Origin of the sequence: Pseudidiomarina sp. PP-1MA, assembly GCF_041200125.1 — a bacterium.
Lineage (GTDB): Bacteria > Pseudomonadota > Gammaproteobacteria > Enterobacterales > Alteromonadaceae > Pseudidiomarina > Pseudidiomarina fusca.
This window is the reverse complement of the sequence record NZ_CP165718.1, coordinates 2,274,731-2,297,638: the sequence shown is the minus strand read 5'-3', so window position 1 is coordinate 2,297,638 and position 22,908 is coordinate 2,274,731. Positions and strand designations below refer to the sequence as shown.

Sequence of the window (22,908 nt, the reverse complement as noted above, 5' to 3'; positions counted from 1 at the left end):
TAGAATAATTTGAGGATATCAAATGAGTGAAATAACGCCAGGTATGATTGTTGTACACAGCCATAGGTTAGAGGAACTAACCGATCTAGTGGTTGGTGTGACTCAGCGCTATCCTTTGCAGCCCCTAGAAACCGAGACTGTTTTAGTGCAATCGAATGGTATTGCACAATGGTTGAAGTTGCATGTAGCACAGACCACGGGCATCGCTAGTATGTTAGAGGTGACGTTACCCGCGCGGTTTCAGTGGCGAGCTTATCGGGCCGTGCTTGGCGATCAACTACCCACCTCGTCCCCTTTTGATAAAAACCGTTTAACCTGGCGGATATTTCGGATCTTGCCACAGCATTTGGCCGAGCCTGAATTTGCGGTGCTGCAACGCTATATGCAAGATGATAGTGACCAACGTAAGTTGTTACAGCTAAGCCAGCGCTTGGCGGATTTGTATGATCAATATCAAATGTATCGGGCTGACTGGTTAGATAATTGGGCCGATGCTAGCAGTACCGATGTAAAAGTGGGTGACGATGACCTATGGCAACCGCTGTTATGGCGTTATTTGCTGGCCGATGTTGGAGACCAGCGCTGGAATAACCGCGCCACTTTGCATCGCGAATTCATCCAAGCGACACAACAGCTCACTGCCGCCAGTAGGCCCAAGAACTTACCGCGGCGAGTGATTATTTTTGGTATCTCAAGTTTGCCCGAGCAACTACTCGAATTATTTAATGCGCTGAGCTCGTGCGTGCAGGTGATTTTGTGCGTGCACAACCCTTGTGCTGAGCATTGGAGTCATATTGTTGATAATAAGAGGATGTTGGAGCAAGAGGGGTTGCATGCCGAGGCCAATCCACTGCTAGCGGCATGGGGCAAGCAAGGCCGCGATTACATTCGCTTGTTAGAGCTTGCCGATGAGTCTGCAGCAGTACGCGAACAGCTTAATTATCTAAAATCTGACATTTTTCCGCACAGCTTACCGCCACAACCTAGTGTTTTAAACATGCTGCAAGACGATATTCTGCACTTGCGCAGCGTGGCTGAGTCACAGCAGCAGTGGCCGCAATTACAACAGCCGCAGGCCATGCAGTTTCATTGTGCGCACAGCCCACAACGTGAAGTAGAAGTGCTTCATGATCAGTTGTTAGCTTGGTTTGCCGAAGACGAAACCTTGCAGCCGCGCGATGTGATGGTGATGGTGCCAGATATTAACTTGTATGCACCGCATATCGATGCGGTATTTGGGCGTATCGAGCGCAGCGATCCTCGTTTCTTACCTTACACTATTGCCGACCAAGGGCAGCGTCATCGGCATCCGATCCTGATTGCGCTAGATTATGTGTTGGCGATTCGGCAACAACGAGCCACCGCAAGTGACATCATTGACTTACTGCAAGTACCAGCGGTTGCCGCCAAACTGGGCTTGGCTGAGCAACACTTACCCTTGTTGCAGCGCTGGATAGAGCAAGCAGGTATCCGGTGGGGGTTGGCGGCTGAGCATCGGACTGCGCTAGGATTGCCCAGTAGCGATAGTAACAGTTGGATGTTTGGCTTGCGGCGGATGCTGCTGGGTTACGCAACCGGAGCGATCCCACTGCTAAATAGTGAGTGGCAGGAGACTGAACCCTATGCCGATGTGGCTGGTCTTGAAGCCGAAGCGGCTGGCGCTTTATTACTGTTTATTGATCGCCTCTTGGCGCATTTTAATGCCGCTGAACAGCCGCGTACCCCACTGGATTGGACCGAGTATTTAGCTGGGCTGCTTACCAGCTTATTTGTAGCTAGCAGTGATGCCGATGAGATTCTCTTGCAGCGGTTACGGCAGCAATTAGAGCAATGGCTGCAAGCTTGCGACGAAGCCGGTTTTACGCAAAGCATACCGCTTACAGTGGTTACTGAAAGTTGGTTGAGTGAGGTCGACCAGCCACAGTTAAATCAACGCTTTTTAGCCGGTAGTGTGAATGTGGCAACACTGATGCCGATGCGTGCCATCCCGTTTAAAGTCGTTTGTTTGTTGGGGATGAATGATGGTGATTATCCGCGTTCGCAAAAGCCCGTTGATTTTGATCTGATGGCGAGAGATTTTCGTCCAGGTGATCGCTCCCGTCGAGAGGATGATCGCTACCTATTTTTAGAAGCTCTGCTATCTGCACGTGAGCGTTTTTATGTCAGCTGGCATGGGCGTAGTATTCGCGATAACTCTGAAAAGCCACCCTCGGTGTTAGTGAGCCAGCTATTAGAACACTTGCAGCGTCTATGGGGGCCCTATGCGTGGGTACAAGAACATAAACTGCAGCCGTTTAGTCGCGCTTATTTTAAGACCAGCCAACCGCAATACCAACAATGGTTTACCTTTGCTGAAGAATGGCAGGTCGTTCATAGCGAGCCAACCGATACGCTCAATCAACCGTTAGTGACCTTGCCGCCTTTTGTCCAAGAGGGTGAGCTTACCGTAAGCCAATTGACGGACTTTTTTAAAGAGCCGGCTAAGTTATTGATGAACTTGCGCTTTGGGGTGTATCTACGTGAACAACAGCTAACGGCAAAGGATGACGAATGTTTTGTGCTGGATGGCTTAAGCCGCTGGCAATTAACGCAAGAGGCGCTGACAGCGGTGCACGAACCGCTGTTGCAGTCAGCTGATGCAGGGCATTGTCACATGTACTTGCAACTAGCACTGGCACGTTTACAGCGCCAAGGTAACTTGCCGCAAGGGGCTGCTGGTGAGCTCATGAAGCAGGATATCGCGGCCCAAGTACAAGCCATCATCGCCCAAGCGCAGCCACTGTTAACCGAGTATAAGCAGCCGGTGCCGGTGCAAACAATCCGGGTACAGAGTACCGAATTAACGCCACCGTTGACGGTTAGCGAAACCTTTCAGGGACTGCGGCAAAATCATGTGGGTGAGCGCTTACATTTAATCTTGAGCCCATCAAAACTGGTGCACTCAATCGGTAAAGAGTTACAGCCACGCTTAAAGCATGCCGTGCGTTGTTACCTTGAGCATCTCTTGCTGAATACTGTTGCGCCCACACAAACCTTCATGTTAGGGCCGATTGGTGGTTTAAGTTTAGCGCCGCTACCTACAGCTAATGCGCAGGCACAACTGCAGAATATTTTGGCGGCGGTGGCAGAGGGGTTAACCTGGCCATTGCCGCTGGAGCTTGAAACTGCTGCTGCCGGGTTAGTTGCGCACCATAAGACCTTAGCTAATATGCTCAACGCAGAACAACTCGAGCTGGAGCATGATGATGCAGAGCAGGCTTACGAAGATGGCAATAGATCAGTGGCGGCGTTGGTCACCAGTAAAAGGTACGTGGCACGGTTTTATCCAACTTATGCTGAGTTAGTGGCAAATCAACAGATGCTGGCTTGGGTCAAGCGTTTGTATTTACCTTGGTTTGCCACGTTAACCGCAATTGGCCATGGTAGTGAAGGTGACACAGGAGACAGTGAATGAGCATGGAACAAGCTACCGCATCGCCCGCAATTATTAGTTTAGATCCTGTGACTATGCCACTGGTGGGCAGTCGTCTGATTGAGGCCAGTGCCGGTACCGGTAAAACTTACACAATTGCAGCCCTTTATGTGCGTCTCGTGCTCGAGCGTCGGTTGCTACCCGAGCAGATTCTCGTTGTGACCTTTACCGAAGCGGCCACCGAAGAATTACGTGATCGTATTCGTGCCACCTTAAGTGAAGCGGCCGAATATTTTCGCGATAGTCAGGTCGGTACCGACAAAGACTATTTAGTGACCTTACGTGAGCAGCAAACGGATTTGCCAGCGGCTGCACAATTGTTAGCGCAGGCGGCTCTAAATATGGACGAAGCCGCAGTACATACGATTCATGGCTGGTGTAATCGGATGTTGCGAGAGCATGCATTCGCTAGTGGCAGTTTATTCACTCAGCAGCTGAATACCGACAATCAGGAGCTTTGGCTACAAACAGCGCAGGACTATTGGCGCAGTTTTATTGCTCCATTAGCGGCCAACGAAGTGGCGCTTTATCAAGCTTTTATTGAAGCTTTTGCGACCCCCGCAGAGCTTTTAAAACGTGCGTTAAAGTTAGTGGCTCATACGGAGCGGTTACCTCAGGTTGTACCGCATCAATTATTGCAGCAACAAGCCGAGCAAATTGAGCAACTAAAACACACTTTTTTAGAGCTGCCTTGGGCTAAATGGAGTGATGACATTGTCGCAATCATTGGGCAATTGCGCACTGAGGGTAAACTCAAGAATGCGAACAAAATTCAAGCCGCGTCGGTAGCTAAATGGCATCAACAGTTATTAGCTTGGGCGCAGCAACTGGCGGCTGGGCAATTGGTGTTGCAACCTAGCCTAAAGCCAGAGTCCGGATTTGTGCGGTTAACACCCGATGGCATGGACGAGGTGGTTCCTAGTGGCGTTCCAGAACATCCATTCTGGCAGAAGTTTGCTGATTTGCAGCAAGCGGTAGCCAAATTGCCCGAACTCAAGACCCCCTTGCTACAACATGCGGCTCATTGGTTGCAACAACGTTTTGCCGAACTGCAGCGGCAGCGTGCGGAAATGGGCTTTGATGATATGCTCACGCGGCTGCGTCGAGCTCTACATAGCGAGCAGGGGCCGCTACTTGCGAGTACCATCAAGCAGCAGTTTCCTGTTGCGATGATTGATGAGTTTCAAGATACCGACCCGGTACAGTACGATATTTTTGATCGGGTTTACGATATTGCTCACACGGCCGATCCGTGCGGGGTGTTTTTGATAGGAGACCCTAAACAGGCGATTTATTCGTTTCGTAATGCTGATATTTATACGTATTTAAAAGCGCGGCGGGCTACCACTGGACGTCATTACACCCTAGCTAAGAACTTTCGTTCTACCGATGCGATGGTTGCCGCCACCAATGCGTTATTTAAGCAGGCGGAGTCCTCGCCGCTGGGGGCGTTCATGTTTGCCGACCCTAGCAGTGCCGATAACCCCGTACCTTTTATCGAAGTGGCAGCAAATGGTCTATCGCGCACTTTTGTGGCAGCACAACAGCCACTGGCAGCGTTACAGATTGCCATGTATGACCCAGCTGACAAGACCTCGGATGGCGAATGTAAAACAGCCTTGGCGCAACACTTTGCGGCTACTATTGTGCAGTTATTGAATGACCCTGATAGCGGTTTTAAGACTGCGGATGGTGCAATGCAGCGAGTGCAGCCTAGTGATATAGCAGTACTTGTTAATAGCGCCAATGAAGCTCGGCTCATGCGTGATGCTTTGCGCCAGCGCCAAGTGCAAAGTGTCTATCTGTCGGATCGCGACTCTGTGTTTGCCGGCGTGGTGGCTACTGATTTACTCACGTTGCTCCAAGGCTGTGCGCAACCTCGCGATCCTAGCCTAGTGCGAGCAGCATTAAGCACCCAATTATTGGGTTTAAGTTTAGCTGAGCTAGATGATTATTTTAGTGATGAATTGCGCTGGGACCAATTAGCTGATCAGATGATCGAATATCATCACCGTTGGCAACGACAAGGGGTGTTGCCGATGCTGCAGCGGTTGCTGCATGATTTTAAAGTGCCGGCTAGGCTGCTGCAGCAGGTACAGGGTGAGCGTCAGTTAACCGATGTACTACATTTAGCCGAATTGCTGCAGCAGCATGCTGCGGTGACTGAAGGCATGACCGGAGTGCTACGCTATTTAGCCGAACATATTCAATTGGCGCAACAAAGTGACAGCCGCACCGATAGCTCAGAACAACAAGTACGACTTGAAAGTGACAGCCAACTGGTGCAGGTGATCACTATCCATAAATCTAAGGGATTACAGTATCCGTTAGTCTTCTTGCCCTTTATCAGCAACGTCTGGCCGAAGCAGTTTCGGGTGCAGTATCCGGCTAGTTATCACGACGCTAATGGTGAGTTATGTTTTGCTTACGATAAGCAGGATGAAAAGGGAATTGAAGCAGCCGAGCGAGAGCGTTTAGCCGAGGATATTCGCAAACTTTATGTGGCAGCCACGCGGGCGCAATACGCCACATTTGTCGGGATTGCACCCTTTAAAGAATTTAAGAATAGTGCCCTACATTATATTCTGGGTGGTTTTAACGGCCCCATTAAAAAACTGAGTGGGCTGCTGTTGCCCGGCACTGCTGCGGTACAACAAATTACCGCTAGCAGCTCCCTTGAGACTTATCAGCCGCCATTGCAACAACTACCGCAGCTAGCGCATTGTCGGATGCCAGCTGGATATCAACTGCAAAGTTGGTGGGTGGCCAGTTACAGTGCCTTGAAATATGGCGAAATGAGTTTGGTTGAAGATGATGCCGATGGTTTGAATGTGCTCGAGGGCCGATACGACGATGCCCCTGAAACTAGCCCAGTGGGGCTCACCAGCGAGTTATTCGAGCAAGCGCCAGTGCTAGGAACCATTCATGGTTTTCCGAAAGGCGCTGGCCCGGGTACCTTTTTACACCATTTACTAGAAACAGCTGCCGATGAGGGTTTTGCCACGGTAGCGGCATCGACTGAGTTAGGTGAACAGCTGGCAGAACAAGCGAGTTTAGTTGAAACTTGGGCAGAAGAAGCCGACATGCTGGCCCATTGGTTGGTAAACTATCTGAAGACGCCGTTTAAGGTAGGCGAGCATCAGCTTCGCTTAGCTGATTTAACAAACTATCAGGCTGAGCCTGAGTTTTGGTTTGAGGCTCGCAGTGTGTCGGCACAGAGTATTGACCATTTGGTGCGTAAGTACGTGCTAGTAGGGCATCAACGTCCGCTGTTATTACCGGCAAAATTGAATGGCATGCTAAAAGGCTTTATTGACTTAGTATTTGAATTTGATGGTAAATATTATGTCGCTGATTATAAGTCAAATTACCTTGGGGCGAATGCGGAAGCTTATACTCAAACGGCTATGCGGGATAAAATTTTAGCCAGCAGATACGATTTGCAGTACGTTATTTATACCTTGGCCCTGCATAAACTGTTACAAGCACGATTAGGTGATGCCTATGACTACGATACTCATGTGGGTGGCGCTGTTTATCTGTTTATGCGGGGGTATGAAACCGACCATGGTGGGGCGTTTTACGACCGTCCACCGCGCGCCTTAATTCTTGAGTTAGAAGCCTTATTTATGGGCACCACAATGAGCACAGCGGAGGTGACTCATGGCAAATAGCCCGATGAAATTATCTGTCGTTGAGATTCTTGAGCCAATGCATGAACAGGGTTGGATTCGTTCAATCGACTTAGCGCTGGCCAAGTATTTAGATCAGCTAGCCGGCCCTGATGAAGAAATTTTGGTGTTATTCGGCGCATTAGTAAGTCATCAACTGGGGCGAGGCCATCCTTGTTTAGATTTGCATGGCTTACTCTATGACCCTGAAACTACCTTAGCGTTGCCACCTGAACACGCCAGTGCGCTGGCTAGAGAGGACTGCATGCGGCCAGCAATGCTGGTGTGTTTGTACTTTCGAGATTACGGCAGCATTCCGATGCGTAGTAAATTGCTGCAGGTGTTACCAGAAGACCCCGCCGCACCGATCGGGAGTTCGAATAGCCCGTTAGTGTTAGCGCCGAACGGAAGGCTCTATTTACGTCGCTATTGGAACTATGAGCTAAGCATCAAAAATGATTTGCGACAACGTATGCGGCAGCAGCCGTCGGTGGATAGCGCTGCCCTCAAGCAGGTGCTGGATGAGTTATTTGGGCCGTTCACTGCAGCGGACGAGTATAGTTGGCAGCGTTTGGCTTGTGCGTTAGCCATGCGTAGCTGTTTTACGATTGTTACCGGCGGGCCCGGTACCGGTAAAACCTATACGGTAGTACGTCTACTTGCTACCTTACAACGTTTGCGGGAGCAGCAACAACCGCTGCGCGTGCGTCTCGCAGCGCCCACGGGGAAAGCGGCCGCACGAATGAGCGAAGCTATTAGCACCGAGCTAAACAATCTTAATTGCAGTGATGGCTTGAAGGCAGAGATCACTACCGAGGCCGTTACTTTGCATCGTTTGTTAGGCTCGCTCCCGCAGCAGCGTGGCTTCAAACATAATCACAGCCACCCGTTAGCTGCTGATGTGTTGATCATTGATGAAGCCTCAATGGTTGATATTGAAATGATGGCTGCGGTGGTTGATGCCTTACCCGCCCATGCCAGGTTGATTTTGCTCGGCGATAAAGACCAGCTGGCTAGTGTTGAAGCTGGCGCTGTGCTGGGACAGCTGTGTTGCGAGGCTGAGCATGGACACTATAGTGAAGCTACCGCCAATTGGCTGAATGAGACCTCAGAGCAACCGTTGCCGGCGGATAAATTGGATCCGCAAGGAGAACAATGGCCTTACTTACAACATACGGCAATGTTTCATGTGAGCCGTCGTTTTGACCCCAACAAAGGCATTGGCAAATTAGCCAACGAGGTTAATCAGCAACAGGTGGGGTGGTTAAATGATTGGATGCACGGCCAAGAGCAAGCAGCTGCGCAACAGCAGCAGTTAGATAATATTGAGCTGTTGGTGGTTGAGACCGTTCGCGACACTGCGTTTAAAGAGCTGGTACTAGAAGGCCTGAGCGGTTTATCAGAGCTGTTGCAACAGCGCCCCGCACCTAGTGCCACCGATGTCGAATTTGATGACTGGGCGCGAACCGTTCTAACCCAGTTAGGGCAATTTCAATTGTTAGCAGCTACGCGGGTTGGCGAGTGGGGCCTGCAGGGCTTGAACGAGCAAGTGATTCGCTGGTTGCACGGTGATTTAGAGCATGTGGATGGCTGGTTTTACGGCCGCCCAGTGATGATAACGCAAAACGATTACAGCATGAATCTGCGTAACGGTGATATGGGTATCGTGCTGCAGCGGCGACCCGATGAGCCGCTGCGAGTGGTATTTTGGGGCGCCGACCAGGGAATACGTTGGATTGTGCCTAGTCGTTTGAGTTTTGTTGAAACCGCATACGCCATGACGATCCATAAGTCGCAAGGCTCGGAGTTTGCGCATACCGTGGTGGTGCTGCCAGACCGTGATATGCCGGTGTTAAGCAAAGAACTCCTTTATACTGGAATCACGCGGGGTAAAACTCGAGTGAGTTTGGTTTGCGCTAATCCTAGGGTCATTATACAAGCGGTAAAACGTAAAATTTCCCGCATTGGAGGGCTATAGCTATGGCCGCGATTATGATTTCTCAACGCGTATCGATCCCGGAACAAGAGCTTGAATGGCAGTTTGTACGCTCGAGTGGAGCCGGTGGGCAGCATGTCAATAAAGTCTCCACGGCAGCCCAACTGATTTTTGATATTCAGGCCTCGTCGTTACCTGATTTTTATAAACAGCGGCTATTGGCGAAAAGCGACCACCGTATTACTCAAAGTGGCAAAATCATCATCAAGTGCCAAGCGTCACGCAGTCAGCAAGCGAATCGTGAAGAGGCCTTGCAGCAATTTATTGACTTGGTTGCGAGCGTCAATGTGATCCGCAAAAAGCGGATTGCCACTAAGCCAACCAAGGCCAGTCAACAGCGCCGTGTAGCCAAAAAGAAACAGCGCGGTGACATTAAAAGTTTACGCAGAAAGCCGGCGGACTAAATACTTTGTGACTTTTTTGTGATTGCGTGGTGGTTGCTTTCGGGTAATACTGAAGCACAATAATTAAACAAGCGTTTGATTAATAATCAACGCGCCATAACAACCACAGAACAAAAGGTACACCTATGTACACACCTAAATTCAAACGGTCGCTGCTGGCGACTTTAGTGCTTAGTAGCTCGTTAGCTCTTGCGGCATGTGGTGATAGCGAACCGGATACGCCGCCTGAACCAGAAACGCCACCCCCAGCACCCAGCGGGTTAGTGGCATTTGCGCCGAATGGCCAGCTCGATGCTAAAATTCAATGGACTGATTACGGCGTACCTTATGTAAGCGCTGACAATATGGAAAGCTTAGGCTATGGCGTAGGTTATGCTTTCGCTCAAGATAATATCTGTATTTTAGCCGACCAAGTGGTGAAATTTAATTCTCAACGTGGCTATTACCACGGCCCTGATGCGGTGCCAGGCTCAGGCGATTCAGAAAACATTTTGACAGATTTTGGCTTTTTAACGTTGGGTATTCGCGAAAATGCAGAAGTTGGCTTTGAGCAAATTAGCGAAGAAACCCAAGCACTGATCACCGGTTATGCCGCCGGCTACAACCGCTATTTGGCTGATACAGGGGTAGCTAATATCGACCCCGCGTGCGCAAATGCGCCATGGGTGCAGCCGATCACGCCGATTGATTTAATGACTTATGCGCAGGGTGTGGCCTTGTTACCGGGCGCCGCTAATTTCACCGGGCCGTTATTTTTAGCCGTACCTAGTAATCAAAGTATTGTCACTGATGCTGCCACAGGCGAGCCGGTGCCATTGAATTTTGATCCGCAGTCGGTAGGTATTCCAGATACTAACCCAACTGAAGCAGGTTCCAACGGCTGGGCCATCGGCAAAGATCTCAGTGCCTCGGGGCAAGGGATGCTGATTGCTAATCCTCATTTTCCTCACTCGGGGAACCAACGTTTTTGGCAGTTTGGTATTGAAGTTCCGGGCCACTTAAAAGTGGTTGGTGGTTCGCTCTCGGGGATGCCAGGTATTATCAACATCGGCTTTAACGAGGATGTAGCTTGGACCCATACGTTTTCTACAGCATCACGCTTTACCATCCATCGCTTAACCCTGGATACCAATGACAGCACAGGTACGACTTATCTGTTAGACGGTGAACCGGTGAAAATGACCACCAAAACTCACCAAATTCGCGTTGCTAATGGCCCTGATAGCTACATGACGCTTAGAAAAACCAGTTATTACAGCGAATTTGGCCCACTAATTATTGTTCCTAATGCCTTGCCATGGGGGAATGATGCGACCGGTCAAGTAGCAGCCTATGCCTTGCATGATGCAAACCTTCCTAACTATGAACTGTTTGACCATTGGTTTGGGATGAACCGAGCTAGCAGTATTGCTGAATATAAACAAACCTTTGCTGACTTTACCGGAACGGTATTTAACAATGCGATGGCGACGGATAAAGACGGTAATGTGTTTTTCAGCGACGGCTCTTCGGTACCTAATATTGCACCAGAAGCTCTAGCTGTTTGGTCACAGCATCCGTTGTATCAGGCTTTAACCCAGCAATCGGGCTTATTTATCTTCCCCGGTGATGATAGTGCCTTTATGCCACAGGGTACCGTGCCTTTTGCGCAAGCACCGCAATTGGAGCGTACCGATTTTGTCCAAAACTCAAACGATAGTTTTTGGTTAACCAATCCAGAGGCACCGATTTCTGGGGTATCGCCATTGTGGGGTCCGGTCGGTAATCAGCAGTCGTTACGCTCGCGCTTAGGGCAAAAAATGCTAGCTGAGGGTGGTTCGGCAAATGGATTGTTTACCCGTGCGGACCTAGTGGATCGCTTGATTGGTAACCGCAACTATTTAGGTGAAGCCATTTTGACCGATCTACTGGCTTTATGTGACGCACAAACAACGGATGTGATAGCTCCGGCTTGTGGTGCTTTAGCGCAGTGGGACGGCTTAATGAATGTGGACAGCGTGGGTGCCATGGTGTTCCGTGAATTTGCTTTTGAGTTTAATCGTAACCCGCAATGGCAGGTTCCTTATAACCCAGAGCTACCGCTTACGACGCCTCATACCTTAGCTGCTAACGAGGTTGTGGTGCAGCAATTAGCCGCTGCGCAGCAACGTATTATTGGCGCTGGATTAGACATTAATGCGCCCTTGGGCAGTGTGCAGTTTGTTGAGAAAAGTCTAGCTGATGGCAGCGCTTCTGGCCTGAAGCTGCCATGGGGCGGAGCTCACAATATTGAAGGTGGCTTTAACGTATTCCGCAGCAATATGGGTAACGATGGTACGGTATTGCCGCGTCATCGCTATCCGTTATTGCCAGGATCTGACTTGAGTGCTGCCGCTGGCGGTTACCATATTACTTATGGTTCAAGCTGGATGTTCGCTTTAGAGTTTACTGATGATGGCCCGGTTGCAGAGGGTTTGTTATCTTACTCGCAAAGTTCAAACAGTGAATCAGACCACTTTATTGATCAGACCTTGCTTTACTCGAGCGAGCCACAACTTCGTCCGCTGTATTTCCATCAAGCGGATATCGACGCCCATACTGAGGTTGAATTACAGCTTACTGGCAGCAGCCAGTAAGCCGTTAGCCAGGGTTAGTCGGCAAGAAACTGAAAGCCACCTTCAAGTCGTTGAAGGTGGTCTTCAGCTCCACAAATCTGATAACGACCACTCTGCTGTTGCTCATCTAACTGTTGCCACAAACGAATACGAGCTGGCAGGGGGACCGGACGCTTGAACGACACATCAATGGCACGCACGGCTTTACCAGCGGCACGTTCAATTTCTGCTTGAGCTCGAGCTGCCATATACATCCCATGAATAATAGGTTGTTCAAAGCCAAACCAGCGCGAGACTAACGGATGTAGATGAATCGGGTTAAAGTCACCTGATAAGCGCGCGTATTGGCGCCCACTCGCTTCATTTAATTGCCATTCCGACAAAGCTTGCCAGGGTTCACTGGGCGCTTCGGCAACTTTCTTGTCGCGAGACGGAGCTTTTGCTGATGATTTCGGCATCACTTGATATTCGCTGGTACAGGTGACGACCAATTGTTCGTCTTGCCAGAACTCAACGGTAAATAACGGGCGCAAACGGCGCGGCGACACTTTGGGTCCACGCGCAGGAATAGCAATGCTTGCTTTGATAATAAAGTCGGTATTTATTGCCACCGCTTGATGTTGTTCTAGAGAGTTACTCACGTGCACTAGCCCAGGTGCTGGCCAAGGGAACTGTTCACCAAGCATTTGCGCTAAGTGTACGCGCTGTGCCAAACAGTACATTAAGGTTAACGGCACCTCATTACTGAATCCGGCAAAGGCTTCGTGATAGCGCTGTAAGCGCTCATTAGTAAAACCTGGAGCTTGAAACACATCACTTATTTGAAAAGCATCTGCGGCTACATCGTCTTTTCGCGCCACGGTAAATAGTGAACGAAAAAACATGCCTGGCAAATTTGGCAGTGTGGTTGGGTGTTCCATATGCATAACGCCAAGTCCTTAAAGAAAGTCAGGGTGTATTTATACCATAAATTTGCTGGAATCAGGTTATACCTCTAGTAAATTCAAGCCGAGATCTAAAAATACTTATCAGAATGGAGCGTAAAAGTTTGACTAAGGACCTATCTTGAATCATATTTTAGTTAATTGCGAAATATAAAAGCAAGAAAGCAGCAGGAGATTCGAGATGGCTAATGTAATCGTGATAGGTGCTGGTTTAGGTGGGGTGTCCGTTGCTTTTGAGTTACGCGAAAAGCTCCCCGAGGCGACCACTATTGAGGTGATTGGTGAAGGCGCAGAGTTTAATTTTGTGCCGTCGAACCCTTGGGTAGCGCTGGGTACGCGAACGCGCGATGACGTGGTGATGCCGATTGCTAAGTACCTGACCAAGCGGGGGGTGGCCTTTTCTCCTGCTGGCGTAGCTGCTATCGATGCTGCGAATAATCAGTTAACTTTGGGTGATGGTAGCCATCGTGCTTATGATTATTTAGTGATTTGTAGTGGTCCGCGGCTGGCATTTGAAGCTGTGGAAGGTAGTGGTCCAGAGGGCTTTCCTTTAGAGGTTCGGAGGCCATTGCTGCAGTACCTGACCTTTGCAACCCGAAAGGCTTTGTGATCACTGACAAATATCAACGTTCTCCTACGTATAACAATATTTTTGCAGCCGGTGTCTGTGTTGCCTTGGCCCCTATTGAAACCACACCAGTGCCGGTTGGGGCGCCCAAAACTGGCCTCATGATTGAATCAATGACGACCGCTATTGTGCATAATATTTGTGCGCTAGTAGAGGGTAAACAGGTGGACTCAATTCCTACGCTGAGTGCTTTGTGCTTGGCAGATATGGGGAATACCGGTGCGGCATTTTTGGCAGTACCGCAAAATCCACCACGTAATCGTAATTGGACGGGCTCAGGTAAATGGGTTCATTTAGCCAAAATAGCCTTTGAAAAATACTTTATGTTTAAAGTTAAACGAGGTACTAGTGAGCCGGTATATGAGCGAATTGCACTTAAGTTTATGGGTGTAGAGCGGTTAAAAGATAAATAAACAATGGCCGCTTAATAGCGGCCATTGTCGTCTTTTTTCTTACCGTTATCGTCTTTCTTTTTCTCTTTATCTTTGAGCAGCGCTTCACGCTCGGTGGTGCGTTGCTCTTTTAGAGCTTCTTTTTCTGCTTTCATTTTTTCACGTAGGGCTTCGCGTTTGGCTTTAAGTTCTTCGCGTGCCTGTTCTGCCGTTTGTTTGCTTTGTTCTTTGGCTTGTTCGCTACTTTGTCCATGAGCTGGTTGAGCCAACAGAACTAAGCTAGCCGCAGCTAAGATCATCATCAGAATATGTCGCATAAGTATTCTCCGCTAAGTTGAGGTCAATGCCATAACAACCAGAAAAGCATTCTAGCATATAAGTTAAGCGGATTAAGCTTGACTATACAATGTAGCATAGTAACTTTTTGCTTTATCTTTACAGGGTGGATTGCATGCGTCATGGTATGACGCATATTGGCGGTAAGCTACAAAAGTAAAAAAACAATAAGTAGTTGAGACAAGGAGTATGTCTGTGCAGAGAGTGATGCGATATTTGATGTTGTTGCGGCATATTCCGCGGCAGCCTCAAAAGATAGATGTGAGTTCGCTATGTGATAAGCTCGTCACGCATGGGATTGATGTCAGCGTTCGCACCGTGCAACGCAATTTAGTTGAGTTGTCAGAAGTTTTCCCGCTAGTTGCAGATGAACGTTCACGACCGTATGGATGGAGTATTGTGCAAGATGCGCCTTTATTGCCGCTGTTGTCTATTCCGTCTGATGGTAAAAGCAATTTTGCGGTGCAGACCGTCAAACTAAAATGTCAGCCATGTTTACGACATTTTCTGAAATCGCAGCCGTTGTTGCCGAATCAGAAAATCGAAGAAAATGGTGAGTCAATTTTGTTAACGGCGCAGTTGCCTCTTTCAAAAGAGTTAATCAGTTGGGTCTTAAGTTGTGGTCCCTATGCAGAGGTACTGGAGCCTAGACAACTGCGTGTTGAGATAGCCAAGCAGCTGCGAAAAATGGTTGAGATCTATCCGCACTCCTAGCGCGCATTACCAACTTCCTTCCAAACGTAATAAAGCTTCTTTTTTATCTAGGCCGCCAGCGTAACCCGTAAGGGTTCCGTTGGCACCGATCACCCGATGACATGGAATTACTATCGCAATGGGGTTACGGCTATTCGCCATGCCGACAGCTCGTACCGCTTTGGGCTTGGCGATACTGTTGGCGATGGTTTGATAGCTGACGGTAGTGCCATAGGGAATGGTACACAGAGCTTGCCACACTTGTTGCTGAAACTCAGTGCCAGCCGCAGCTAACGGTAGGTCAAACTGGGTTAATTGTCCGGCAAAATAGGCCTCTAGTTGCTTTGCCGCTTGTTCGGTGAGGGCACTGGGTGCGGCTAAAGCATCGGGTTCAGCAACAAAATCAATAGCGGTTATGGCTTCTCTAACACCCTTGATGTTGCGCTCATTCAAGTCTCTACGGCTGGTAATGATAAGCGGCCCCAGTGGACTCACGATGGCTTGCTGAAAAATCATTAAAAACCTCGTCGTGTTTTAGTTACCAAATAGCATCTCGATTTCAAAGCCAACTAGCCAGCGTGGTTGTCGTGTTTCGGTAACAACTTCGCGCGGCCAATGGACACCTACCCAAGTTTGAAAATACAGCCAATCGCGTGAGTAGCGACTACGATGGATGGCGCGTAGCCCGACATCTTGCAGTGGAACTTGATGTCCGGTTTCGCCATACCACCAAATTTCAGCACCGATGGCGCGCTCGTGATGGTACATGTAATAGATTTTTTCTGACGCATGCCAACGTACGCCTTCAGTGCGTTCGGCAAAGGTGCCGCGTACCCACGCCTTGTTGAACCATGGGTCTGTGAGCGCGGTATCAACAGTGACGGTTTGTGCTACGCCAAAACCATCACTATCGCGCCAAAAAGCAACGGATTGCAGTCGGTATTCGGTATTTTCATCGGCAATGGTTTCGTAACGATAGCGAGCTCTTACGTAAGGATCTAGATTAATTCCGCCGCGGATACCAGCGCCAAAAGATAAGCTGTGATGGTCTTCAATATAGGGATCAAAGCCAAGCCCAAGCATCCATTCTTCGTCGGCTTGGTCACGCCGAATCACCGAGGGGCGTGTTTGTTGGGTATCGTTAATAAAATCATCGAAGTCACCACGTCCGATAATGGCAGAAAAACGACGTTTGGCATGAGGGAAAACCACTTTAGCGCGAAAACTAGAATCAATCGAAAAGCCATCGTATTCATCCCACTCTGGGGTTAGCGTCAGGCTACCACTGGCGGTGTTGTAATCTGCTGGGTTGATTTCATCGGTAAAAAACGAGTCTAGCCAACGCGCGGAAGCGTTGACTGAGTAGGTTAAACCTTCGCGAAATTTATCAACCAAGGCTGGGTCGTCGGCTTGCTCGGTCTGCTCGGCTTGTTCTGTTTGCTCCACCTGTTTGGCTTGCTCTGCTGGTTGCGCAGCTGTGCTTGAGCACCCCAGCCCAACACTGCACAGCAAACTAAAAAAAAGGCATCGCCCCAGCCGTCGCATGTATCTTCTCCAGCTAATAGATGCCTTTGAAGATACAAGGATTATGGTAACGATGCCAGCGTCTTCATTAAATACTTACACGTTTATATTGACGGTATTGCGGGGTCCAGAAATTGGCATCAATTTTCTGCTGCAGTTGCTCGTCGCTGATCTCTAAGGCTAAGCCTTGCGCTTGGGCCACTTTAGCAACCGCAAAAGCTATTGCCTTGCTTAACTCGGCAATGGCAGTTAAGCCAGGTAATAGGCAATCACCCTCGCCGGTAACCCTTGGTGAATGAGCTGCCAGCGTATTACTGGCGGCCATTAACATCTCATCACTGATGATGCGAGCTTTCACCGCCAACACACCGAGACCAATCCCCGGGAAAATATAGCTGTTGTTACACTGCGCAATAGGATATTGCTTACCTTTGTAAGTAACGGGCTCAAACGGGCTACCGGTGGCAATAATAGCTTGTCCGTCAGTCCATTCAATGACATGGGCTGGATGTGCCTCGATCTGCCGGGATGGATTAGACAGCGGAAAAATAATTGGCTGCTCAGTGTATTGCTGCATGGCACGAATCACCTGCTCAGTAAACAGCCCCGGTTGACCCGATACGCCAATCAAAATGCCAGGTTGGGCACAATGCATCACATCCAACAAGGAGGCGTAATCACCGCTATGTTGCCAGTCTTGTAATTGGTTAAGCGGCTGCGCTAGGGCCTGCTGAAAGTCGCGTAAATCGGCCATACCTTCGGTTAATAGACCAAACCGGTCGACCATAAAGATTTGCTGGCGCGCTTGGGCATCAGTGAGGCCTTCGGCAACCATTTGCTGAATGATTTGCTCAGCGATACCACACCCGGCAGAACCCGCACCCACAAAGGCCACTTTTTGATCACGTAGGCGCACGTTTTTAGCTTTACAGGCCGCCAACAAAGTACCAACAGTGACCGCCGCCGTACCCTGAATATCGTCGTTAAAGCAGCAGACTTCGTTGCGGTACTTACGCAAAATAGGCATAGCATTGGGCTGGGCAAAATCTTCAAACTGGATCATGGCTTCAGGCCAACGTCGTTTCACGGCATGCATGAAGCGCTCTATAAAAGCGTCGTAGTCAGCTTGGTCAATACGCTTATGCCGAGCGCCCATGTACATAGGATCGTTTAGGAGCTTTTCGTTGTTGGTACCCACATCTAAACAAACTGGCAAGGTATAGGCCGGGCTGATACCACCACAGGCGGTGTACAAACTTAATTTACCAATGGGAATACCCATGCCGCCAATGCCTTGGTCACCTAAGCCGAGAATCCGCTCGCCATCGGTAACGACAATCACCTTAACTTTACGTTTGGTGGCATTGCGTAAAATGTCGTCCATTTGATCTTGTTCTTCGTAAGAGATAAATAATCCGCGCGAAGAACGATAAATATCAGAGAATTGTTCACACGCATCACCTACAGTAGGGGTGTAGATAATCGGCATCATCTCTTCGAGATTATCGGTGAGCAAGCGGTAGAAAAGAGTTTCGTTGTTATCTTGAATGGCCCGCAAATAAATATGTTTGTTGATGGCAGTATCAAAACTTGAATACTGCAGGTAACAACGCTTTACTTGTTCTTCAATCGTTTCGTATCGTGGCGGCAGTAGCCCGGTTAGATTAAAGGCGGCACGCTCGTCGCGTGTAAAAGCACTCCCCTTGTTGAGCAATGGGGTTTCTAACAGGTTGGGGCCTGCATAGGGAATATACAACGGATTCTTCATGAATCATTCTCCTTGCACGAAGGGGTATTAGTTACGACGCACTATTATTGCAGAAAAATAGGAGTACGGCATGGCAAATCCAGCAATTGATATAAAACTTCAGTTAATCGAGAACTACAAGTTTGAAATTGACTTCGGTGAGTTTGGGCAGATGGTAACGGATGAGCATGAGCCCGTTGGGCATGGTGAGGGCCCAGGTCCAAGTCAGTTGTTAGCCACTGCTGTGGCGAACTGTCTAGCGGCGAGTTTAATGTTTGCTATTCGCAAGTTTAAAGGTGACCCAGGCCAAGTTTGGGCGCGTGTAAGTGGCGATCCAGAACGAGTTGATGGTCGTTGGCGCATCACTAACTTAGCGGTAGAGCTACATTTGGGGCAACCAGCTGCCAGTATCGACAAACTGGAGCGGGTGCTGGAACAGTTTGAAGATTTCTGTGTGGTTACTCAAAGCGTACGCAGTGGTATTGATGTTGCAGTCACTGTGTTAGACAGCGATGGTCAAGTTCTTAACACTTAATCACGCCTGTGGGCAACCGTTAAGGAAAAATACGGTTGCCCTGATTCAATAAAATCCAACTGGTGAGAATGTATTTATCATTAGAAACAGGCACAGTGCCGCGGTGGGTATGTGTAAAGTATCCGGGGGCTATCACCATCCGTCCCTGTTTGGGTTGGATAGAGCGTTGCTGGTAATAAAAATCGGTGCTTCCGCCTTGTTCTACATCATTCAAATAAAACATGAATAACAAGGTGCGATGCAGCGCTTCGGTACTGTTCTTTTCTGGAAAAACCTCACAATGCCAGTAATTATAATTGCCGCGCCCTTGCGCGTACTTTTGCGCTTGAATTGGGCCTAGTCGATACAGCAACTGCATAAAGGCCAACTCTTGTCCGGCCGCAACTTCATTAAAATTTTCGTGGGTTAGATGAACCGGTTCACCGGTGTTAGGGTGGCGAACTTGGAGACCTACCGGCGCAATCAACGCAAAGTGATATTTTTTGAAATACTCAAGCGCATAACGAGTCGTGACATCACAGATGGTGGCCAGTGGTGCGGCGTACTCTTGATGTTGGTTAAGATAGAGGTCTTCACTGATTTTCTTGTTGGTATCCACCCCACCGCCAGTGCGACCGGTCGTGAGGTGCGGGCTCTGCTCAAAAGTGTCAATAAAGTTTTGGCAAAACTCAGCAGATAGCGCGTTATCATACACTTCAATAAAATCAGTCGTCACAGCATGCTCCAGCAGTAATAGTGTGGATGCCTACCTATGTGGGTAGTCCATAAATGGCTCATAGCCAGCTTTTTGAATGGCTTGAGCTTAGCAGGATGCGCTGCGGCTGTTAATCCCAATGATTAAATTGCTTACCGTAGCAAACGGGGGAGCTTGGTTCATCGCTAGCTGCTGCATCTTCGGCATGTAAACGCTGAATTAGCTCATGTTGCAACACCGGCAGGTGGGATTGCTGCAGGTCTTTAACAGCACTGAGCAAAGTAATAGGCCCTTGCCGAATCATGCGCATGAGTTCCAATAAGGGTTGATCTAACTCTGCTAACTCGGCTTGATAAGCGGGTACGAATTCAGCATAACTCAATTCACCGCGATGATATTGCTGTCGTAGCTTGGTTGAGGGGCAAACTGCCTGACACCAAAGATCAATCTGAGCTTTAGTTTTGCTAAGGCCCCGTGGCCAAAGTCGATCAGCTAACACTCGTTTACCATCGTCGCTCTGAGCCGCGTCATACACTCTTTTTAACTTTATAGCGTCATTAATCTGCAATCTTGTCACCCGTTTGTCACAAAAAGTCATTAAAATGTTAATCGTTCTGGGTTATAGTACAAGACCCTACACTCTAGGCTTACACAACAACAAGAGATTAGACTATGAAACGTCACAATATTGCTCTTGCACTTACGGCGCTTTTGGCCAGTAGCGCAGCTAGTGCAGACATTATCATTTCTGAATATATCGAAGGTTCTTCGAACAATAAAGCGATTGAACTCTTTAATACCACCGATGCCGCAGTTGACTTAAGTCAGTACACTTTGCAACGTTTTTCTAATGGCGGCCTCGAACCGGCAAACATTGCGTTAAGCGGTAGCCTTGCAGCTAAATCAACTTATGTACTAGTGCATTCATCAGCCAACGCTACGTTGAAAGGTTATGCTGATATTGAAACTTCAGCCATTAGCCACAACGGTGATGACGGTTGGGCGTTGGTTAAAGGCGACGTGATTGTTGATAGCTTCGGCAAATTAGGTGAAGACCCAGGCACAGCGTGGGAAAGCGGTGACGTTAGTACAGTAAATATGACCTTGCGCCGTAAAGATGCGGTGATGACTGGTGATAGCAACTTTGAAGATGCCTTTGACCCAGCGGTCGAATGGGATGCCTTTGCTCAGGATACTTTTGACGGTTTAGGTTCGCACGCTGGTTATGCTGGTAGCGATCCAGAGCCAGAGCCGGAGCCAGAACCAGAACCAACTGAGTTTGGTGTGTGTGGCGACAGCGCCCACCGTATTTCAGCTATTCAAGGCAACGCTTTATCTGAAGCTACTGGTGCCTCACCTTTAGTGGGCCAAATTGTTATCGTAGAAGCGGTTGTGACTGGTGTGTATAAGTCAGGCGAGCGTCCGTTAAACGGTTTCTTCTTGCAAGAAGAAGATGCTCATCAAGACGATGATCCAAACAGCTCAGAAGGTATTTTCGTTTATTCACCAACCGATACTTATGCTCCAGTTGCGGGTCAATTAGTACGGATACAAGGTGAAGTAGCTGAATACTTTAATGGCACTCAATTATCAAACATCAGCAACATGGTTGTTTGTGCTGAAGGCCAAAATGTGACTCCAGCTGCATTAGAACTGCCACTTACTTCACGCGACGAATTTGAGCGTTTTGAAGGTATGTTGGTACAAGTGCAACACCCAGTAGTAGTGACTGGTACCGACCAATTAGGCCAGTACGGTGAATTTAAAGTGGCCGATGAGCGCCTTATGACACCTACTGAAATTGCCGCACCTGGTGAACCAGCTAAAGCGGTCGCTGCTGCCAAAGCTGCGCGTGTGTTCCGCATTGATGACGCTCGCAGCGTAACTAATGCTACCGACGTGCCTTTCCCTCCAGGCGGTTTAAGTGCCGATAACACCTTGCGTTTAGGTACAGAAATCACCAATCCACAAGGTATCATGCACTACTCGTTTGACGAGTATCGTTTGTTACCAACTCAAGATTTACAATTTGTTGATGTCAACCCACGTACTACTGCTCCGGCAGCAGCAGAAATGGGTGACGTGCGCGTGGCTGTCTTCAACCTGTTGAACTTGTTTAACGGTGACGGCCAAGGCGGTGGCTTCCCGACCGAGCGTGGCGCGAACAATATTCTTGAATACGATCGTCAATTACCTAAAGCAGTTGCTGCCATCCTGGGCTTACAAGCCGATGTGGTTGGTTTAATTGAGTTAGAAAATGACGGTAATGGTGAAAACAGCATGTTGGTGCAGTTAGTTGCAGCACTTAACGACGCTGGTGACTCTGAGTGGGCCTTCGTTAACGTTGGCGGCTCAGGTATTATCGGTGGCGATGCTATTACTAACGCTATTATTTACCGTACAGACCGTGTTGCTGAAACCGGTACTGGCGTATTCACCACCCAGGTACCGTTTGATTACGGTAGCCGTCCTCCAGTAGCACAAACCTTTAAAGACTTAGTGAACGAAGATGAATTTACTTTCGTAGTAGCGCACTTACGCTCTAAAGGAAGCTGTAGCAGCAGCGCTGCTGATGGTGACAAAGACACTGGCGATGGCCAAGGTTGCTGGAATGCGACTCGCGTAGCGGCAGTAGAGAAGTTACAAGAGTGGTTAGCAGGTCACCCAACTGGACGTACTGACGAAGACGTTATCGTGATGGGCGACATGAATGCTTACACCATGGAAGACCCAATCACTGCAATGGTTGAAGGTGGCTTTACTAACCTGAAGGCAGCCTTTGCAGAAGAAGGTCAAGCTACTCATACTTACTGGTATCGTGATGAGTCAGGTAGTCTAGACCACGCGTTCGGTTCAGAAGCTATGACTGCGAAAGTTGTTGCAGCTCAAGCTTGGCACATCAATGCTGACGAACCTAAGGTATTCGACTACAACCTTGAGTACAAAGATATCCCATTAGATACTCAATACTATAACGAAGACCCGTATCGTAGCTCTGACCACGATCCAGTTATCGTTGCCTTTACCACGGTTGAGTCTAACCCAGATGACGATGGCGGTACTGACCCAGACATAGAAGATCCAGGTGCGGAAACGCCAGAAGAAGAGCATGTGAACATCGATCATGCTACTACTAGCAGCTCGTTCCCACTGTGGTTTGGTTTAGTTGCCCTGTTAATGGCAGGTTTCCGTCGCCGCGCCTAAGCGCTCCCACGGATTCAGTTAACGACAACTTAAAAAGGCGCCTGAGGATAACTCAGGCGCCTTTTATATTTGGG

General features: G+C 48.8%; 17 protein-coding genes. 10 read left to right on the top strand and 7 right to left on the bottom strand.

The features are described 5' to 3' along the window. The first annotated feature begins 22 nt into the window (after window positions 1-22). From recC to AB8S08_RS10835, 5 genes are all read left to right on the top strand, one after another. Window positions 23-3,454 carry an exodeoxyribonuclease V subunit gamma gene (gene recC / locus AB8S08_RS10855; protein ID WP_369742742.1) on the top strand — a complete coding sequence of 1,144 codons (3,432 nt, stop codon included), beginning with the start codon at window positions 23-25 and terminating at the stop codon, window positions 3,452-3,454. After that, entirely contained in the window at window positions 3,451-7,146 is a 3,696-nt protein-coding gene (gene recB / locus AB8S08_RS10850) for an exodeoxyribonuclease V subunit beta (RefSeq protein WP_369742741.1), read from the top strand. Before recC ends, recB begins: the two co-directional genes overlap by 4 nt. Continuing rightward, the gene (recD, locus tag AB8S08_RS10845) at window positions 7,136-9,121 is read left to right on the top strand and encodes an exodeoxyribonuclease V subunit alpha (RefSeq protein ID WP_369742740.1); all 1,986 of its coding nucleotides are present in this window, start codon (window positions 7,136-7,138) and stop codon (window positions 9,119-9,121) included. The genes recB and recD overlap by 11 nt, the downstream gene beginning before the upstream one ends. Window positions 9,122-9,123: 2 nt before the next feature. Then, complete coding sequence (gene arfB, locus AB8S08_RS10840) at window positions 9,124-9,543, top strand: alternative ribosome rescue aminoacyl-tRNA hydrolase ArfB (protein ID WP_110075498.1); 420 nt, start codon at window positions 9,124-9,126, stop codon at window positions 9,541-9,543. 125 nt (window positions 9,544-9,668) lie between these two features. After that, window positions 9,669-12,158: a penicillin acylase family protein gene (locus AB8S08_RS10835; protein ID WP_369742739.1), complete on the top strand. Its 2,490-nt coding sequence runs from the start codon at window positions 9,669-9,671 to the stop codon at window positions 12,156-12,158. Between the two features lie 14 nt (window positions 12,159-12,172). On the opposite strand, the gene AB8S08_RS10830 is transcribed toward AB8S08_RS10835, so the two are convergent. Next, window positions 12,173-13,063, bottom strand: coding sequence for a MaoC family dehydratase (locus tag AB8S08_RS10830; RefSeq protein ID WP_369742738.1), 891 nt, complete (start codon window positions 13,061-13,063; stop codon window positions 12,173-12,175). 199 nt (window positions 13,064-13,262) lie between these two features. Here AB8S08_RS10830 and AB8S08_RS10825 point away from each other — a divergent pair, with 199 nt between their 5' ends. Beyond that, complete coding sequence (locus tag AB8S08_RS10825; protein WP_369742737.1) at window positions 13,263-13,691, top strand: FAD-dependent oxidoreductase; 429 nt, start codon at window positions 13,263-13,265, stop codon at window positions 13,689-13,691. Continuing rightward, on the top strand, window positions 13,688-14,122 hold the full coding sequence (locus AB8S08_RS10820; RefSeq protein WP_369742736.1) for a hypothetical protein: 435 nt from the start codon (window positions 13,688-13,690) through the stop codon (window positions 14,120-14,122). Before AB8S08_RS10825 ends, AB8S08_RS10820 begins: the two co-directional genes overlap by 4 nt. A gap of 11 nt (window positions 14,123-14,133) precedes the next feature. Here AB8S08_RS10820 and AB8S08_RS10815 read toward each other — a convergent pair whose 3' ends face one another. Beyond that, a complete protein-coding gene (locus tag AB8S08_RS10815) occupies window positions 14,134-14,418 on the bottom strand; it encodes a hypothetical protein (RefSeq protein ID WP_369742735.1) in 285 nt (94 codons plus the stop codon). Between the two features lie 214 nt (window positions 14,419-14,632). On the opposite strand from AB8S08_RS10815, the gene AB8S08_RS10810 reads away from it, so the two are divergent. Then, window positions 14,633-15,151: a WYL domain-containing protein gene (locus AB8S08_RS10810; protein WP_369742734.1), complete on the top strand. Its 519-nt coding sequence runs from the start codon at window positions 14,633-14,635 to the stop codon at window positions 15,149-15,151. Window positions 15,152-15,157: 6 nt separating this feature from the next. Here the strand turns inward: AB8S08_RS10810 and AB8S08_RS10805 are convergent, their stop codons facing one another. The 3 genes from AB8S08_RS10805 to AB8S08_RS10795 all read right to left on the bottom strand — a co-directional run bounded on the left by AB8S08_RS10805 (window position 15,158) and on the right by AB8S08_RS10795 (window position 18,422). Next, entirely contained in the window at window positions 15,158-15,646 is a 489-nt protein-coding gene (locus AB8S08_RS10805; RefSeq protein ID WP_110075493.1) for a methylated-DNA--[protein]-cysteine S-methyltransferase, read from the bottom strand. A gap of 18 nt (window positions 15,647-15,664) precedes the next feature. Continuing rightward, window positions 15,665-16,576 (bottom strand): hypothetical protein, encoded by a 912-nt coding sequence (locus AB8S08_RS10800; RefSeq protein ID WP_369742733.1) that lies wholly within the window; start codon window positions 16,574-16,576, stop codon window positions 15,665-15,667. Between the two features lie 166 nt (window positions 16,577-16,742). After that, complete coding sequence (locus AB8S08_RS10795) at window positions 16,743-18,422, bottom strand: NAD-dependent malic enzyme (protein WP_369742732.1); 1,680 nt, start codon at window positions 18,420-18,422, stop codon at window positions 16,743-16,745. Between the two features lie 70 nt (window positions 18,423-18,492). On the opposite strand from AB8S08_RS10795, the gene AB8S08_RS10790 reads away from it, so the two are divergent. Continuing rightward, the gene (locus AB8S08_RS10790; RefSeq protein WP_153826879.1) at window positions 18,493-18,936 is read left to right on the top strand and encodes an OsmC family protein; all 444 of its coding nucleotides are present in this window, start codon (window positions 18,493-18,495) and stop codon (window positions 18,934-18,936) included. Between the two features lie 19 nt (window positions 18,937-18,955). On the opposite strand, the gene AB8S08_RS10785 is transcribed toward AB8S08_RS10790, so the two are convergent. After that, window positions 18,956-19,651: a 2OG-Fe(II) oxygenase gene (locus tag AB8S08_RS10785; RefSeq protein WP_369742731.1), complete on the bottom strand. Its 696-nt coding sequence runs from the start codon at window positions 19,649-19,651 to the stop codon at window positions 18,956-18,958. Window positions 19,652-19,760: 109 nt separating this feature from the next. Next, window positions 19,761-20,165 (bottom strand): DUF488 domain-containing protein, encoded by a 405-nt coding sequence (locus AB8S08_RS10780; protein ID WP_219968233.1) that lies wholly within the window; start codon window positions 20,163-20,165, stop codon window positions 19,761-19,763. 137 nt (window positions 20,166-20,302) lie between these two features. Between AB8S08_RS10780 and AB8S08_RS10775 the strand changes: the two genes are divergently transcribed. Next, a complete protein-coding gene (locus AB8S08_RS10775) occupies window positions 20,303-22,834 on the top strand; it encodes an ExeM/NucH family extracellular endonuclease (RefSeq protein ID WP_369742730.1) in 2,532 nt (843 codons plus the stop codon). Window positions 22,835-22,908 lie beyond the last annotated feature (74 nt).